Raw genomic sequence first — 17,711 nt, 5'->3', positions numbered from 1 at the left:
TAGCAGTAACCATTTATTTATGCGACACATACTTTTTTTACTAGTTTTTACTGCAAGTTTCACTCAAGCTCAAAGCATTTATCCACAAGATTATTTTAGGTCTCCACTTGACATAGAACTAATCCTTTCTGGTACTTTTGGAGAGTTAAGAAGCAACCATTTTCATTCGGGTTTAGATCTAAAAACTAAACAAAGTGAAGGTTTAAATATTTATGCTACAGCAAGTGGTTATGTTAGTCGTATAAAGGTCTCGCATTATGGATATGGTAAAGCTGTTTATATTACACATCCTAATGGGTATGTAACTGTGCATGGCCATATACAACGTTTTTCTGATAAAATTGAAGCTTATGTTAAAGCTAAACAATACGAAAAAGAGAGTTTTGAAATAGAACTATTTCCTGACCTTAACGATTTGGTTGTAACCAAAGGAGATGTTATTGCGTATTCTGGAAATACTGGTGGATCTGGTGGTCCACATCTTCATTTTGAAATTAGAGATAATCAAGAACGACCAATTAATCCTTTGTTATTTGGTTTAAAAGTAAAAGATTCTAAAAAACCAATTGTACGCAGTGTTTATGCATATCCAATTGATGACTTATCTCATATTAATGGGTCAAATTTAAAACAGAAACTAAGATTAGTCCCTTTAAAAAATGGTGATTATAAAGTTGAAGATTTAACTGCTTATGGCAAAATTGGATTTGCTATAAACTCTATTGACAGACAAGATTTAGCAGCTAACAAAAATGGGGTTTATAAAATTGAAACGTTTTACAACGGAATGCAAAATCTGACAATAGATTTTAAAAAGTTTTCGTTTGCCGAAACAAAACATCTTAACAGACTAATTGATTACAAACATTATAAAGATGAAAAAGAGCGCTTACAGAAATTATTTATAGATAGTAATAATCCCTTAAGTATGTATGACAACATCATAGATGATGGTTATTTAATTATTTACGATACCATTTCTAATGTTTATAAAGTTAAAATTACTGACTTTGAAGGTAACACCACAAACATTGATATAAATATTAAAGGAGAAGACAAACAACCTAGTGATATTGAAGCTCCTTTTACATCACCTTACTATATACAATCAAGTGATGTTTCAGTTTTAGAAGATAACAATATTAAAGTAGAATTTCCTAAAGAAACCTTTTACGACGACTTTTTTATAGATTATAGTGTAAATGTGGATACTTTAAATCTAGGTAAAAATAATCGTGCTGCTAAAAAATATTTTACAATTTCTTATGATGTTAGCAATTACACACCAGAAGATTTAAAACAGATTTACATAGCTAGATTGGTTGGCTGGAACAACTACTTAAGCTACTCCTCTACCAAAAGAAAAGACAACACACTTTACACACGTACCAAAAACCTAGGTACTTATTGTTTAGCAAGAGATACCGTTAACCCAACCATTAAACCTATTAATTTTAAAGACAAACAATGGTTAAGTAAGTATCGCTATTTAAAATTAAAAATTGACGATAAACATACAGGAATTAGTAATTACAGAGCGACCATTAATGGCAAATGGATTTTAATGGAATACGACTACAAAAAGAAAACCTTGATATACGATTTTAGCGATAATGTCGTTACTGATACTAAAAACAATTTAAAAGTTATTGTTACAGATAATGTTGGAAATAGCACTACATTTGAAGCAAGCTTTTTCAGAAAATAAAATGACAACTTTTGACTAAAACTAACCTAACCTTAACAGCATTTATATTTTTATTTCCTTTGTTTTGTTTAGCACAAACAGGAACAATAACTGGAGTTATTTTAAACGAGTTTAACCAACCCATTGATGCTGTTAACATCAAAAGTGGTGATTATGGAACACAAACTAATAACAATGGTTTTTACGAACTAAAAATTAAAGCTAATACTGATGTAAAGGTTGTATTTTCTCATGTATCTCATAAAAATATTACTGCAAAATTTAATCTTAAAAACGGAGAAAACTTTAAGTTTAATCCTGTAATGAAAGAAAATGTAGAACAAATATCTACAGTAGTTATTAATGGTCGTAAACGAAAAGATGTACAAGGTATTGTAAATATAGATCCAGCTGTTTTAATCAAAATACCAGGAGCACAAGCTGGTGTAGAAAATTTACTTAAAACACTTCCTGGAGTTAGTAGTAATAATGAGTTAAGCACACAATACTCGGTTAGAGGTGGTAATTATGACGAAAACCTTATTTACGTTAATGGCATTGAAGTATATCGTCCTTTTTTAATACGCTCTGGTCAACAGGAAGGTTTAAGCTTTGTTAATTCAGATTTAGTGCAAAATGTAGATTTTTCGGCAGGTGGATTTCAGGCTAAGTATGGTGATAAACTATCATCGGTTTTAGACATTACTTACCGTAAACCAACTGAAAAAGCAATAGCTGTTGATGCTAGTCTGTTAGGTGCTAGTGTTGCACTTGAAACAATTAGTAAAGATTCTAAATTTAGCGGTATCGTTGGATTACGTTACAGAGACAATAGCTTACTGGTTGATGCTAAAGAAACCGAAACAAACTTTAATCCTACTTTTGCAGATGTACAAAGTTATTTAACCTATCAGTTTACAGATAAACTAGAATTAAGTTTTTTAGGAAATGCTTCACTTAACAAATACAACTACATACCGTTAACGCGTCAAACCAATTTTGGGACATTAGACAACCCACAAGCTTTAATTGTTCAATACCAAGGTCAAGAAAAAGACCAATACCAAACGCTTTTTGGTGCTTTAAGTGCTAATTATCAAGTTAATGATGATTTATCGTTATCATTAGTAACATCCACTTACCACACTACTGAAGAAGAATATTTTGACATCCTTGCACAATATGCATTAGGTGAAGTCAATAGTAATATTGGAGATGAAAATTTAGGAGAGGTTGAATTTGCTGAAGGTATTGGAAGTCAACTTAATCATGGTCGTAATGATTTGGACGCCTTAATAACCAATATTGAAGCTAAAGGGACTTATATTAAAAATGAAAACGAATTTAAGTTTTCTATTAAATACACAAATGAAGATATTAGAGATAGACTAATAGAATGGGAAGTTGTGGATTCTGCAGGTTTTTCAATTAATCCTCCTAGTTCAGATGCGTTTAATGACCAACCATACACACCTTATGAAGGTCCTTTGGAAGCCTATCAAAATGTTAGAGCTAGAAATAATACAACCATAACTAGACTACAAACTTACTTACAATGGAGCAAACGTAGTACCATTGGAGAGCATGATGTATGGTACAATGCAGGCGTTAGAAACCATAGTTGGACTGTGGATGACCAAGCTACAAATAAAAATGTATCACAAAACGTGTTTAGTCCACGTGCTCAATTTGCTATCAAACCAAATTGGGATAACGACATGTTGTTTAGACTTAGTGGTGGATTATATTACCAACCTCCTTTTTACAGAGAATTACGTGATCAAAACGGAATTGTACAAGCTGATGTTAAAGCCCAAAAATCTGTGCATGTTGTACTTGGTAACGATTATAGTTTTAAAATGTGGGACAGACCTTTTAAATTAACTAGTGAAGCTTACTATAAAAAAATGACAGATGTCAATCCATATACTTTGGAAAATGTTCGTATTAGATATAATGCTACCAATAATGCTGAAGCCTATGCTTATGGTTTGGATTTACGCTTAAACGGAGAATTTGTTCCTGGCACAGAAAGCTGGTTTAGTTTTGGCTATCTTAAAACCGAAGAAAACATTAATGACAGAGGTTACATTGCACGACCAACAGACCAACGTTTAAAATTTGCTGCTTTGTTTCAAGATTATGTACCAAACATACCAAGCATGAAAATGTATTTAAATCTTGTTTATAATACAGGCTTACCTGGTGGATCACCAAGTTATGCAGACCCTTATATTTTCCAGAGTCGTTTACCAGATTATAAGCGTGCTGACATAGGTTTTCAGTTTGTGTTAGTAGATGCAGATAAACAATTTGATAGTGGTTGGAAAAAACCATTTAAAGCACTATCCTTTGGTTTTGAAATATTTAATGTATTTAATGTACAAAACTCAATTACCAATACTTGGGTAAGAGATGTATACAGCAAACGTCAGTATGCTATACCAAACTACTTAACACCTCGTGTATTTAATATTAGAACCACAATGCGATTTTAAACTCATTACAAATCGTCTTAATTAAACAACACTTCGGTAAAGCTAAATTTTATTAAAAACCATATTCATTTAAGTTTGACATAAATAAAAAAACTATGTCTTATACAACTTTAATGTACCTTCATTTAGCAACCATCCTTCCTGCTTTTATACTTGGAACACTTAGTTTCATTTTAAAAAAAGGAACAATAACCCACAAATATATAGGTCGCGTTTATATGGTTTTAATGCTGACCACAGCCATCATTACTTTGTTTATGCCCTCTTTTGTTGGTCCTCGATTATTTAATCATTTTGGTTGGATACATTGTTTTAGTTTCTTGACCATTTACACAGTTCCAACAGCCTATATTGCAGTTAAAAATGGACATATTAAACGCCATAAGTACAAAATGATAGGTTTATATGTTGGTGCCATGTTAATTGCTGGCGCTTTCACTTTTATGCCTGGACGCTATATGCATAGCTTAGTTTTTGGATAATAATTAACATCGTATTTAAAATTAAATACCTAATATTTCATTATTTTTGATAAAAAAGCGATGTTCAAATTTTTTAAAAAGAAAAGTAAGTTAGAAAAACTACAAGACGAGTATAAAAAACTATTAGAAGAATCTTATAAATTATCTACCAGCAACCGAAGCTTAAGTGATGCTAAACAAGCTGAAGCACAACTAGTTTTAGAGCAAATAGAAATTTTAAAAGAAAACTAATCTAACAACCTGTTTTTAATAAACTGAATAGTATTAGTATTAAATACTTCTGGCTGTTCTATATTAACAACATGTCCACATTTTTCAATCACCAAAAGTGTTGATTTTAAATGCTTTTCGGTGATTTTTTTTATTGATGGTAAAAACAAATGGTCCTCTGCTCCCATTACGTACAAAGTAGGAATGTTAATATCTTTAGTTCTAAAAAATCGTAATAAAGGATTTATTTCTGACGTTAATTTAAACCATCTTACAAACTCTTTTTGGTAAAGTTTTTTTGCTTCATTAACAAAAATTAATCTTGATTTTTTATGGTTTTTTCTAGGCATAATTATAAAAGCAAACAACTTATATAAATACATATAAGGTACTATACTTTTAAAGGTAACTCCTACTTTTATAAGTATTTGAGACCTAAAATTAAGTTTCATTATAGCTCCACCCATAATCATACTCAATACTTTACTTGGATGTTTTTCTGCTAAATTTCTAATTAAAATTGTACCTAAAGAAATACCAATAAAATGACTATTGGTAATTTTTAAATGGTTAATAACTTCAATAATATCATTAGTTATTGCGTCAAAAGTATATTTGGATTTAAAAGCGTCTTTTAATTTAGGTTTACTACTTCCGTGACCACGTAAATCTAAAATAAGGACATTAAACTCTGCTTTAAACGCTCTAATTTGTTTAAACCAAATAGCACTGCTACCTCCTGCTCCATGAACAAAAGTCACCCATTGATTAGAATTGGGATTTAAATAAGTAGTATAGTTTAGCAATTATTTTTTTTGAAATACAAAAATACGATATAAACAATGTTAAATAAATTCTTTTAACACCTCAATAACATAATCTATCTCATCTTTAGTATTGTATTTACTAAATGAAAATCTTAACGATGGTTTTTCTAAATCTTCATTATTTAAAATTTGAGATAATACGTGACTTCCTTTAGGACTACCACTTTGACAAGCACTACCTTTAGAACAAGCAATTCCTTTTAAATCTAATTGAAATAACAAAATAGACTCTTTTTCTGGTGAAAATGGTAAACAAACATTTAAAACAGTATAAGCACTTTTTTCAAAATCTGAAGAAGTACCATTAAATTTAACACCTTCAATCTCGGTTTTTAATCTCTCAATGAAGTACTCTTTTAGATTTTGGATGTAAAATTTCTCTTCATCTAAATTAAAATAAGATAATTTTAATGCTTCAGCCATACCAATAATATTATGTACAGACTCGGTACCTGCTCTAAGACCACGTTCTTGTTCACCTCCAAAAATTAAAGGCTTTAAACCAGATTTTTTTCTCACAAAGGCAAAACCAACACCTTTTGGTCCATGAAATTTATGTGCACTAACAGCCATAAAATCCAACGGAATATCTTGTAAATCTATAATATAATGTCCAACAGACTGAACGGTATCACTATGGAATAATGCTTGATGATCTTCACATAATTGACCAACACGTTTAAGGTCTAGAATATTACCAACCTCGTTATTAACGTGCATTAAACTTACTAGAGTCTTACCGTTAGATGATTGTAATAATTGTTTTAAATGTAAATGATCAATCTGTCCTGTCCCATCAAGATTAACATAATCTACACTTATTCCGTATTGTTTTTTAAGTTGTAAAACAGTATTAAAAACAGCATGATGTTCTATTTTAGAAGTAATTATACGTTTTACACTTAAATCTCTAACTGCACTTGTTAAAGCTAAATTATCTGCTTCAGTACCTCCTGCTGTAAATATAATTTCAGAAGCAGTAACATTAAAATATTTAGCTACTGCTTTTCTTGCTTGCTCAATCAAAGCTTTAGTTGCACGACCAAAACTATGCGTTGAGGAAGCATTACCATAATTTTGATGCATGACTTGCGTCATTTTTTCAATAATTTCTGGACGTAACTGCGTAGTTGCAGCGTTATCAAAATAAACAGATTTCATGTGATTTTTGGTCTAATTGAGCACAAAAATACTTTAAATAAAATTAATTGTGTTAAGCGTCGTTATAAGTTTAACAATTCTATTATTTTTGTTTTTTTAAACTTGTAAACTATGCGTAAATTTTTAGTTGTTTTTAGTGTTTTATTAAGTGTATTATCTTGCGATGATGGAGATATAATAACAACTGAGCTTGAGTTTGACGATACATTTGAAGCTTGTGGTGATTTAGTATTTCATAAAACAAAAACAGATCCAAATGAAAGTTTATCTATACAATTAAGCAGTCCTGATTTTACAATTGCAGATTTAATTATAACTGAAGCTGATGAAACTAATGATTTACTTGTCAATTTAGTGGCTGCAGAATCAAGTTCTTTTTCTATTGCTAATAGGTTACAATTTAGAAGTTACACTAGTGATCCTTCAAATTTTTTCTGTCAAGATGTACCTCCAAGTGGTATTGAAGTTACAGAAGAATATACCTCTACAAGTGGAGAAGCTTATTTTACAATGGCTTTATTAGAAGACGATAATGATGGTATTCCTGCTGAATTAGAAGACAGAAACAATAATGGTGATTACTATGATGATGACACTGATGGTGATGGTTTACCTGACTTTTTAGATGTAGATGATGATGGTGATAACGTATTAACGTCAAGTGAAAATGTTAATTATACTGAAACTGATGGTTTAACTAATGCTTTAGACACAGATGGAGATGGCATACCAAATTACTTAGATAATGACGATGATGGTGATGGTGTACCAACTAGAAATGAAGAATTTAACACCTTAGACAATAATCCAACTAACGATGTTACAGATAGTACTGTAGGTGCAGATTATTTAAATAGTATTGTGGATACTAACAACAATGCACCAACATCTTTTAGATCACATACCATACAACAAACTTTTACCGTTACTTTATTATTACAAAACGTTAGTTTTCCTGAAATTATTTATGAAACCACTAATTTTGGTACATTAGAAGATAGCTCAATGTCAGCTTCAAGACCTGTTACACCTCCTTTTAACTAACGGTTATTTGGGTTTTGCAAAATGTAGACTTCTGTAGCACCAAGTCCATATTTTTTATAGTCAGCTTCGTAGTATTTTATATTATCATAACGACTAAAAAGGGTTTCTAATTCCATTTTTAAAACACCTTCACCAACTCCGTGAATAAAAACAATCTTCTGGATGCGCTTTTTTATAGCAAACTCTAGTTTGTGTCTTGCAGTATCCAATTGTACACTTAATTTATCAAAATTAGTCATACCACGTTCATTGTTTACTAATTTATGTAAATGTAAATCTACTTCCATTGTTGGTAGATAGCGTTCTTTAGCTTTTACCTTAACAGTACTGTGTCGCTTTTTTTCTGTTTTTTCAGACAAAACTTGTTTTAAAGAAGCGGAATTAAATACGTTATTTCTTAACGTTGATGATTTAGTTTTCACTAATTCAGAAGCATTAAAAGTAAGCTCAAAACCTTCATCAGTTTCAATAGTCACAACATTGCCTTTTATTGCTGTAACTTGGCCTGATAAAACATCATCTAAAACATCAACCGTATCTCCTATTTTTAATTTCATTCTTCTTCGTCTTCAAAAGGTTCGGACTCTACAAAAGTCTCTTTTTCTTTTTTACTTGGAATTGTACTTTGAATTTTAAAAATACCGAACATCAAAAAGACAATTCCTAATATTAAAATTAAAGTATTTTGTTGCTCTGAAGCATTAGCATAAATAGCTATTGCACCACCTATTACAATTGATAGGTAATATATATATTTATTTTTCAACACTAAATCTAAATTATTTAAGCAAAAATAAAATTTTAAACTTCAATTTATATAAAGATTGGATATAAAAAAAGCTATCAAATTTGATAGCTTTTTTTATTGTAATAGAAATTTTGGTTTTCTATTTTTCAAATTGTTTTAATGTTTTGGTAATAATACCAACACAATCCATAAGTTGCTCCTCTGTCATTACTAATGGTGGTGCAAATCTTATAATGTTACCATGTGTAGGTTTTGCTAATAATCCATTATCACGTAAAGCCATACAGATGTTCCAAGCTGTATCGCTATCTTCTGTATCATTTATTAATATAGCATTTAATAACCCTTTACCTCTAACAGCATTTACAATGTTTGAAGTTTCGATGTATTTAGTCATTTCTGCTCTAAATACTTGTCCTAAATTAAAAGCATTATCTGCTAAAGCTTCATCTTTGATAACCTCTAAAGCTGCTGTTCCAATAGCTGCTGCAACTGGATTACCACCAAATGTACTTCCGTGATTTCCTGGTTTAATAACATTCATTATCTCATCATTTGCTAATACAGCACTTACTGGATAAGCTCCTCCTGATAATGCTTTACCCAAAATTAGGATGTCTGCTTTAACTTCTGGTGTACCAGAACAATGTTTGTCTGCACAACTACAATCTCCACAAGTTGCTAATAAACGTCCCGTTCTTGCAATACCTGTTTGTACTTCGTCAGCAATAAATAAAACATTGTGTTTTTCGCACAAGGCTTTAGCTTTAGCTAAATACCCTTCACTAGGTACATAAACACCTGCTTCACCTTGAATTGGTTCTACTAAAAATCCAGCAACATTTTTATTATTAGTTAATGCGTCTTCTAGTGCTTGAAGATTATCATATTCTATTTTAATAAAACCTTTGGTATAAGGTCCAAAGTTTTTACGTGCTACAGGATCGTTTGAAAACGAAATAATTGTTGTGGTACGACCATGAAAGTTGTTTTCGCAAACAATAATTTCGGCTTCATTTTCATCAATACCTTTTACTTCATAAGCCCATTTTCTACATAGTTTTAAAGCAGTTTCAACCGCTTCAGCTCCAGTATTCATTGGTAATAACTTATCGTAATTAAACGTTTCGGTAGCAAATTTTTCAAACTTACCTAACATGTCATTATAAAATGCACGTGACGTTAGCGTTAATGTTTTTGCTTGCTCTACCATTGCTCCTACAATTTTTGGATGACAATGTCCTTGATTTACTGCAGAATATGCAGATAAAAAATCATAGTATTTTTTTCCTTCTACGTCCCAAACATATACACCTTCACCTTTGCTTAATACAACTGGTAATGGATGGTAATTGTGTGCTCCGTATTTGTTTTCTAAGTCCATCGCTTCTTGCGATGTTAATTGGTCTAAAACAGCCATTTTTAATAATTTTAAATTTATAAAATAACCATTCCTTATCTACCTTTATCCTTTCGAAAAGTTCCGAAAATTCAGCGTGGGAAAGAAATCATCCCTAAGAAATTGCAAATTAGTAAATAAAAGCGTTATTAAAATAATTGTGAGTAGTTTTTTACTAACAAAAAAACAAAGTACTTTTGCAATTATGGCAAGAAAAAATAGAAGAAAACAAATATTTACAAATGTTGAAGTATTAGATGCTGCAGCTAAAGGAAAAACTATAGCTAAAGCACCTGATGGACGTGTAATATTTTTACCCAACGCTGTTCCTGGAGATGTCGTTGATGTGCAAACTTTTAAAAAGCGTAAGGCTTATTTTGAAGGTAAAGCAACCGTTTTTCATAAATTAAGTGATAAACGTGTTACTCCAGAGTGTCAGCATTTTGGTGTTTGTGGAGGTTGTAAATGGCAAGACATGGGTTATGAACACCAGTTGTATTACAAACAAAATGAAGTCACTAATAACCTGACTAGAATTGGACATTTAGACTTGCCAGAAGTGACGCCTATTTTAGGATCTGCCGAACAGTATTTTTATAGAAATAAAATGGAGTTTTCTTTTAGTGACTCTAGATGGTTAACTTTAGAAGAGGTTCAGTCTGATGAAGATTTAGGAGATCGTAATGCGCTTGGTTTTCATATTCCAGGAATGTGGGACAAAATTTTAGATATTAAAAAATGTCATTTACAAGCAGATCCATCTAATGCAATCCGTAATGCTGTAAGAGATTTTTCGATTGTAAATGGATTAGAATTTTTTAATACTAGAAATCAAACAGGATTATTACGTACTATGATGATACGTACCTCTTCAACCAAAGATATTATGGTTGTTATTCAGTTTTTTAAAGAAGATAAAGAAAAACGTGAGTTACTATTAAATTTTGTAGCCGAAACGTTTCCAGAAATTACGTCTTTACAATACATTATTAACCAAAAGGCTAATGATACTATATATGACCAAGACGTGATTTGTTATAAAGGCGAAGATCATATTTTTGAAGAAATGGAAGGTTTAAAGTTTAAGATTAATGCTAAATCTTTTTACCAAACTAATTCTGATCAAGCTTTTGAATTGTATAAATTAACACGTCAATTTGCTGATTTAAAAGGTGACGAGCTTGTTTACGACTTATACACAGGTACTGGTACCATTGCGCAATTTGTATCTAAAAAAGCTAAAAAAGTAGTTGGTGTAGAAGCTGTGCCTGATGCTATTAGTGCTGCAAAAGAAAACGCTGAACGCAATAATATTACAAATTGCGAGTTTTTTGTAGGAGACATGAAAAATGTTTTTAACCAAGAATTTATAAACACTCATGGTCAACCAGACGTTATTATAACAGATCCACCAAGAGACGGAATGCATAAAGACGTTGTGCAACAAATATTAAATATTGCACCACAAAAAGTTGTTTATGTAAGTTGTAATAGTGCGACACAAGCTAGAGATTTAGCGTTAATGAAAGAATACTATAATATTACTAAAGTACAAGCTGTAGATATGTTTCCGCAGACACATCATGTAGAAAATATTGTACTTTTAGAAAAGAAATAATAATTGTATTACATGAAACACCTAAAACTGTATTTACTATTAGTCACAACTTTAAGTTTTTTAACTTGTGAACGTGACGATTTATGTCCAGAAACCACACCTACTACTCCTAGTTTTGTTATTGATTTTTACAACAACAATGCTCAAGATAGCCGAAAAAACGTAGTGGATATTTATGTTATTGGTCAAGACAATGAAGAGGTTTTAACAGGTTATAATCTAGAAAACGTAAATCAGTTAATCTTACCTTTACGTTCAGATCAAGATAGTACTACATTTAATATAACCAGCAATACTGTCTTGGATGATGATGGAAACATTACATCAGGAAATACTGATATTTTAACAATTACTTACGCCAGAAAAGATGTTTACGTATCAAGAGCTTGTGGTTATAAAACAACTTTTGAAAATGTAGTTGCAACCATTGATGGTGGTACAGATGGTAATTGGGTGATTTTTACTGAAGCTGCAAATGATAATTTAATAATTGAAGATGACACAACGACACACTACTTTTTTTATCATTAACTTTTTGTTGTGCCTATATGGTACACTTCAAGCGCAAAACACTGTTGAAGCTACTCAAATTAAGCAAGACACTTTAAAATTGCAATATGGATTACGTATAGGTACTGATGCTAGTAAACTAATCCGAACTGCTTTAGATGATAACTATACTGGTTTTGAAATTAATGGTGATTACAGACTTACAGAAAATTGGTTTATTGCTGGAGAAATTGGTAATGAAGAAAAAACTACAACCAATGACTTCTTAAGCGTGACAGCCAAAGGAAGCTATTTTAAAGCTGGTTTTGATTACAATATGTATGACAATTGGGCTGGATTAGATAATATGATTTTTGCTGGATTTAGAATTGGTGCTAGTACTTTTAGTCAAACCAGAACCAATTATACTGTATATTCTACAGACCAATATTGGACACCACAAAATAGCTCTTCAGATAGTTTAGAATCTTCAGGATTGTCTGCTATTTGGGTAGAATTAATTATTGGTATTAAAGCAGAAGTATTAAACAATTTATATCTTGGTATTAATACACAACTTAAAGGTATGATTACTCAAGATCAACCTGTTGAATTTGAAAATTTATACGTTCCTGGTTTTAATAAAACTTTTGACTCAGGACGTATTGGTGTAGGTTACAGTTATACCGTATCTTATATGATACCAATTTTTAAAAAGAAGAAAAACAAAACTAAAAAAGAAGAGGAAGAGGAAGAAATTAAAGAGTAATTCAATTCCTTTCAGGAATTAAATATGATATTATAAATTGCTCAAACATTCTTACTATTAAAGCTACTATATAAACAAAAATAAAATGTGCTATTGCTAATAAGTATGGATACCATTGGGATTCTAACTTTGATAGCAAATAAAACCATGGTGCTCTTAGCAATCCATTTACAGCAAACAAGTACATAGATAATTGTCCAGTAAATAATAAAAAGTTTTTTAATTTCAGACTATCAACATAACTTTTTAACCAAACATATAATGGTATAAAAATCATAACAACTAACGCTTGAGAAATATACCAAAAATAGTTATTTAATTGTCCTAAAATAAAAACTAACACAAATAACAACCATACAAAAACTGAAGTTTTAGTAAAATTAAATTTACTTTTTGCTAAAATCATACCTAGTACGAATACTGGCAAATTACCCATAAAATTGAGGTAAAGACTTATTTTTATACTTTCAAAATATACGCCTGAAATAAAAATAATCATATAACTTAAAACTAAAATCAGCCAAAGAGGTTTGGTGCTCTTTTTAGTCCATTGTACTATTAAATAAAATAATATATACAATTGTACTATCATAGAATAAAACCAAAATGGACCACTTAACACATACCATTTTTCTGGTATCCAATTAGATATTAAACTTAGTGTAATTAATATATTATTAGTTGCTTCGCTATTAAAAGGTATCTTTAAAACAATGTATTTAAAAACAACAACCATTAATACAGCAATTATAAATACTGGGTAAATTTTAATTAGTCGTTTTTTAATAAAGTTAAAAAAAGATATTTCTTTATCGTCATAGGATAACAACAATCCATAACCACTTAAAAAAATAAAAATCTGTACACCATAATGTCCAAAATAAGAAAAAAAATATTGTATAAAATGTTGAGGATTACTTATAAAACTTGAATAGTAATTTACAAATGTTTGAGCATCAAAATAAAACTCATTCTCTCCAAAAACTGGTTTTATTCTGTGCATAAAATTGTGTAAAACAATAATCAAAATGCCTAACCCTTTTAGTATTAATGTATCTTTTTTAGTAAGCATGATTAATTTTCTTTCAGCTTAACTCTTTTATCATAATCTTCTCCATCTTTAATTAACCGTGGCTTTCTTATAAATGCTTTACTAAAAATACTTTTAGTGCTATCCAACTCTTTAAATCTAATTTGTGCTAAGTCAGAAAAACTGTATATAAAATCCTCTAAATTATAGGCTCTGTTTTTGTAAGACAAAAAAGTTTCAAAACTTATATTGCTTTGTTTGTAAGCATCAGAAAACCAAGCTATAAATGGAATCTCATACATTGGACGTGTTGCCCAATACTCATTATGACCAACTAAATCCATTGTATCATACAACTCGTCTCCATGATCAGAAAAATATAACACAAAACTATAGGTTTGTTGTGATTTAACACGATCTATAACTTCTTTAACTATATAATCATTATAACGTACTGCATTATCATAATCATTAATTAATTTTAGTGCTTTTTTATGATTAAACTTTGTATTAGGTTTATTTGTTTGAAAATAATTAAACTTCTCTGGGTAGCGTCTATCAAAACGACCATGAGTACCGATTAAGTGTATAAAGATAATTTTCTTTTCTGTTTTTTTTTTAAGAACAGTATCTAAAACTGGTAACAAAGTTTCGTCATATATTACGTCGTCATAATTATCAGTTGCAATAAAATATTTTTCTGTAGCTGCATTTCCTACTATTGAAGATATCCTTTCGTGCATTCCTACAGGTCGTTGATTAGAGATCCAATACGTATCATATCCAGCTGCATTTGCCAACTGAACTATTGACGTGTTATTTTTTTTGTTAGGTGAATTAATATCAGAAAAGGTTAATATTTTATCTAACGACACTATAGTGTGTACATTAGGAGAAATTACACTATCAAAAATAATTAATTGATCCTTAATTTTAGTTAATTTTGGATTTGTTGGTCTATCATAACCATACAATTGCATGTGCCAATTAGAGGTTGACTCACCAATAATTACAATATGTGTTTCTGGGTTGTCATCGGATTTTTCAACAGCTACAAAAGACGAAATTGGTTTTGCTAAATCAATCTTCAAATCTTTAATTAATGAGCTATACTCTGTGTAACTTTTAAAACTAGTAATTATTAAATTTTGAGAATTAAAGCGTTTATGAATAATAAAACTAAAAATAATAAAAAAGATTAATGCTATCAATTTTAAAAACTTGATTTGGCCAGTTATAGTAATATACTTTAAAATAAAATATACAAATAACGGTAAAACAAAAACTATAAAAGCACCAGAAACTGTTACAAAACCATCAAAGTAATTAGATAAAAAATCAACGCTTTCTGTTGTATCAGTTTCAAATATTACAAATAATGCTGAAGCACTTAGTTTAACATTATAATTATGATAAAAACTAATTTTGATAAATACTAAAATAGATAGTATAACGACAAAAATAAGAGATAAAACTTGTCTTATTTTTGCTTTAGAAAACAATATCGTAACACAAAAAAAGAGTGCTGTTGAAAAAACAAAACCAATTACTTCTTTTAAATAACCAAATGTATCTGGAATTTTAAAGAACCCTAAAATAACCAATACAAAAAACGGAATACTAAAAACTAATGCTAATCTAAATAACGATTTAATATTTGTTAATAAACTTTTACCCATTAGTTTTTATTCATATACTTTCCTTTTTTACTTCCTGCATAAATTTCATATTTAACTAAACGCGACTCTAATTTTGCATTCATTAAATGTATTTTTCTTGATGGTCTTAAACCAACATGTTTTAAAGCGTCTAAGTTAGAAGTGATAAACCATGCATTAGTATTAGGATAATTTTGCTTTAAAGTATCTCCAATATCTTTATAAAAGCTTTCCATTTCAATATCAAGACGTTCTCCATATGGTGGATTAAATACCATATGTAATTTTGCTTCTCCTCCACGCTGTGTCTTAAAAAAGTCCTCATGTTGTATACTAACAAACTCGTCTAAATGTGCATTAGCAATATTTTCTTTTGCTTTAGTTACAGCACTTGGAGATTTATCATAACCTATAATTTTATGATGAAAATCTCTGGTTTTGTTAAGCAAAGATTCTTCTATTTTTTCAAATAAATCAACATCCCAATCAGACCAACGTTCAAAAGCAAATTCTTTACGCATCAAGTTTGGTGGTATATTACAAGCTATCATTGCTGCTTCGGCTAATATGGTACCACTACCACACATTGGATCTATAAAATCTGATTGTCCATCCCAACCTGACATCATGATAATTCCTGCTGCTAAAACTTCGTTTATTGGTGCAATATTGGTTGCTAATTTATAACCACGCTTGTGTAAAGAGTCTCCTGAAGAGTCCAAAGAAATATTACAAGACTGACGGTCTATATGTACATTTATCTTAACATCCGGAAATTTTAAATCAACATTAGGACGCTCACCAGTCTCATCTCTAAACTTGTCAACAATGGCGTCTTTAGTTTTTTGAGAAATATATAACGAGTGTGTAAACACTGTTGAGTTTACTGTTGCATCAATTGCTAAACTACCTGTAGATTTTAAATATGGCGTCCAGTCCATTTTATAAACTTGGTCATATAAATCTTGTTCGGTTTTTATTTTAAAACTATGTATTGGTTTTAAAATTTTAGTTGCAGTACGCAAAGCCATATTAGCTTTATACATAAAGCCTTTGTCTCCAACAAAAGTCACGTTTCGCACACCTTTTTTAACCTGTTGTGCTCCAAGCTGTTTAAGCTCTTTTTCTAGTAATTCTTCAAAGCCAAATAAAGTTTTGGCAACCATCTTGAAATTTTCTTCCATTCTTTACGTCTGTTACCTTGCAAAAATACTTTATTTTTGCCGAAAATAGGACCTTTACAAATAAATGGGTTAAGGATGGAGCAATTTGTCTGAGCTCCTCGCAGAGAGCGAGTTGCGAGAGCCTGGTAAACTGGAGCTTAAGCGGAAGTTTAAACCCCAAAAAAAATATATGAAAAAAAACGATAAAAAATGGTACGCATCATGGTTTGATAGTCCATTTTACCACATACTTTATAAAGATAGAGATCATAACGAAGCGGAACAGTTTATGTCCAATTTAACCGAGTATCTTAATGTACCTGAAAACGGAAAAATATTAGATTTAGCTTGCGGTAAAGGTAGACATGCTGTGTATTTAAATGCTATTGGTTATGATGTGATTGGTGCAGACTTGTCAGAAAACAGTATTAGTCATGCTAAGCAGTTTGAAAATAACACCTTGCATTTTAAAGTTCATAATATGTGTGAGCCTTTCGGCGAAACTTTTGATGCTGTGTTTAATTTATTTACAAGCTTTGGTTATTTTGAAAACGAAGCTGATAATCTTGCAACTATTAAAGCTATAAAAGCTAATTTAAACGATTCTGGTTTTGGTGTAATAGATTTTATGAATACGGATTACGTAATTGAAAATCTTGTTAATGAAGATGTTAAAACCGTAGACGGAATTGACTTTTTACAACAAAGACGTGTTGAAAATGGATATATAATTAAGGATATTAGTTTTTCTTTTGAAGGTGAAGATTATCAATTTCAAGAGCGTGTTAAGTCTTTTAGCTTATCTGATTTTAAAGCCTTATTTGAACAAGCTGGTGTATATTTACTTGATGTTTTTGGAGATTATAAATTAAGTAAATTTGACAAATCTACATCACAACGTTTGGTTATGATTTTTAAATAAATTAAT

General features: G+C 30.3%; 17 protein-coding genes. 9 read left to right on the top strand and 8 right to left on the bottom strand.

Translation table 11 applies throughout. The features are described 5' to 3' along the window. Nucleotides 1-19: 19 nt before the first annotated feature. The 4 genes from JAO71_RS03035 (at nucleotide 20) to JAO71_RS03020 (ending at nucleotide 4,898) form a co-directional block, all read left to right on the top strand. Nucleotides 20-1,708, top strand: coding sequence for a M23 family metallopeptidase (locus JAO71_RS03035; RefSeq protein WP_202998747.1), 1,689 nt, complete (start codon nucleotides 20-22; stop codon nucleotides 1,706-1,708). 11 nt (nucleotides 1,709-1,719) lie between these two features. Beyond that, nucleotides 1,720-4,185: a TonB-dependent receptor gene (locus JAO71_RS03030; RefSeq protein WP_202998745.1), complete on the top strand. Its 2,466-nt coding sequence runs from the start codon at nucleotides 1,720-1,722 to the stop codon at nucleotides 4,183-4,185. Between the two features lie 95 nt (nucleotides 4,186-4,280). Continuing rightward, complete coding sequence (locus JAO71_RS03025) at nucleotides 4,281-4,667, top strand: DUF2306 domain-containing protein (protein ID WP_116822917.1); 387 nt, start codon at nucleotides 4,281-4,283, stop codon at nucleotides 4,665-4,667. A 60-nt stretch (nucleotides 4,668-4,727) separates the two neighbouring features. After that, on the top strand, nucleotides 4,728-4,898 hold the full coding sequence (locus JAO71_RS03020) for a Lacal_2735 family protein (RefSeq protein WP_036598169.1): 171 nt from the start codon (nucleotides 4,728-4,730) through the stop codon (nucleotides 4,896-4,898). On the opposite strand, the gene JAO71_RS03015 is transcribed toward JAO71_RS03020, so the two are convergent. Both JAO71_RS03015 and JAO71_RS03010 read right to left on the bottom strand, forming a co-directional pair. Next, complete coding sequence (locus JAO71_RS03015) at nucleotides 4,895-5,683, bottom strand: alpha/beta fold hydrolase (RefSeq protein ID WP_116822918.1); 789 nt, start codon at nucleotides 5,681-5,683, stop codon at nucleotides 4,895-4,897. The two genes, JAO71_RS03020 and JAO71_RS03015, sit on opposite strands and share 4 nt — an antisense overlap. Nucleotides 5,684-5,722: 39 nt before the next feature. Then, nucleotides 5,723-6,865: a cysteine desulfurase family protein gene (locus tag JAO71_RS03010; RefSeq protein ID WP_116822919.1), complete on the bottom strand. Its 1,143-nt coding sequence runs from the start codon at nucleotides 6,863-6,865 to the stop codon at nucleotides 5,723-5,725. Nucleotides 6,866-6,976: 111 nt separating this feature from the next. Between JAO71_RS03010 and JAO71_RS03005 the strand changes: the two genes are divergently transcribed. Beyond that, entirely contained in the window at nucleotides 6,977-7,909 is a 933-nt protein-coding gene (locus JAO71_RS03005) for a hypothetical protein (protein WP_202998736.1), read from the top strand. Here the strand turns inward: JAO71_RS03005 and JAO71_RS03000 are convergent. The 3 genes from JAO71_RS03000 to rocD form a co-directional block, all read right to left on the bottom strand. Beyond that, nucleotides 7,906-8,466 carry a Smr/MutS family protein gene (locus tag JAO71_RS03000; RefSeq protein ID WP_202998734.1) on the bottom strand — a complete coding sequence of 187 codons (561 nt, stop codon included), beginning with the start codon at nucleotides 8,464-8,466 and terminating at the stop codon, nucleotides 7,906-7,908. The two genes, JAO71_RS03005 and JAO71_RS03000, sit on opposite strands and share 4 nt — an antisense overlap. After that, complete coding sequence (locus JAO71_RS02995; RefSeq protein WP_202998732.1) at nucleotides 8,463-8,678, bottom strand: hypothetical protein; 216 nt, start codon at nucleotides 8,676-8,678, stop codon at nucleotides 8,463-8,465. Before JAO71_RS02995 ends, JAO71_RS03000 begins: the two co-directional genes overlap by 4 nt. 118 nt (nucleotides 8,679-8,796) lie before the next feature. Then, nucleotides 8,797-10,077 (bottom strand): ornithine--oxo-acid transaminase, encoded by a 1,281-nt coding sequence (gene rocD, locus JAO71_RS02990; RefSeq protein ID WP_202998730.1) that lies wholly within the window; start codon nucleotides 10,075-10,077, stop codon nucleotides 8,797-8,799. A gap of 184 nt (nucleotides 10,078-10,261) precedes the next feature. Between rocD and rlmD the strand changes: the two genes are divergently transcribed. Genes rlmD through JAO71_RS02975 form a run of 3 tightly spaced genes read left to right on the top strand, consistent with a single transcriptional unit; the run spans nucleotide 10,262 to nucleotide 12,932 of the window. After that, entirely contained in the window at nucleotides 10,262-11,674 is a 1,413-nt protein-coding gene (rlmD, locus tag JAO71_RS02985; protein ID WP_202998729.1) for a 23S rRNA (uracil(1939)-C(5))-methyltransferase RlmD, read from the top strand. A 12-nt stretch (nucleotides 11,675-11,686) separates the two neighbouring features. Beyond that, the gene (locus JAO71_RS02980) at nucleotides 11,687-12,205 is read left to right on the top strand and encodes a DUF6452 family protein (protein ID WP_202998728.1); all 519 of its coding nucleotides are present in this window, start codon (nucleotides 11,687-11,689) and stop codon (nucleotides 12,203-12,205) included. Further along, complete coding sequence (locus JAO71_RS02975) at nucleotides 12,171-12,932, top strand: DUF6048 family protein (RefSeq protein ID WP_116822925.1); 762 nt, start codon at nucleotides 12,171-12,173, stop codon at nucleotides 12,930-12,932. The genes JAO71_RS02980 and JAO71_RS02975 overlap by 35 nt, the downstream gene beginning before the upstream one ends. 1 nt (nucleotide 12,933) lies before the next feature. Here JAO71_RS02975 and JAO71_RS02970 read toward each other — a convergent pair whose 3' ends face one another. From JAO71_RS02970 to JAO71_RS02960, 3 genes are read right to left on the bottom strand one after another with little or no spacing between them, the layout of a single operon-like run. After that, on the bottom strand, nucleotides 12,934-14,004 hold the full coding sequence (locus JAO71_RS02970; protein WP_202998727.1) for an acyltransferase family protein: 1,071 nt from the start codon (nucleotides 14,002-14,004) through the stop codon (nucleotides 12,934-12,936). A gap of 2 nt (nucleotides 14,005-14,006) precedes the next feature. Further along, nucleotides 14,007-15,641 (bottom strand): phosphoethanolamine transferase, encoded by a 1,635-nt coding sequence (locus tag JAO71_RS02965; RefSeq protein ID WP_202998726.1) that lies wholly within the window; start codon nucleotides 15,639-15,641, stop codon nucleotides 14,007-14,009. Then, a complete protein-coding gene (locus tag JAO71_RS02960) occupies nucleotides 15,641-16,804 on the bottom strand; it encodes a THUMP domain-containing class I SAM-dependent RNA methyltransferase (protein ID WP_054851203.1) in 1,164 nt (387 codons plus the stop codon). Before JAO71_RS02960 ends, JAO71_RS02965 begins: the two co-directional genes overlap by 1 nt. Nucleotides 16,805-16,973: 169 nt before the next feature. Here JAO71_RS02960 and JAO71_RS02955 point away from each other — a divergent pair, with 169 nt between their 5' ends. Further along, a complete protein-coding gene (locus JAO71_RS02955) occupies nucleotides 16,974-17,705 on the top strand; it encodes a class I SAM-dependent methyltransferase (RefSeq protein ID WP_202998725.1) in 732 nt (243 codons plus the stop codon). Nucleotides 17,706-17,711: the final 6 nt, after the last annotated feature.

The sequence above is a fragment of the Olleya sediminilitoris genome (genome assembly GCF_016785945.1).
In the GTDB taxonomy this organism is placed as follows: domain Bacteria; phylum Bacteroidota; class Bacteroidia; order Flavobacteriales; family Flavobacteriaceae; genus Olleya; species Olleya sediminilitoris.
This window is presented reverse-complemented; position numbering and strand designations above follow the sequence as displayed.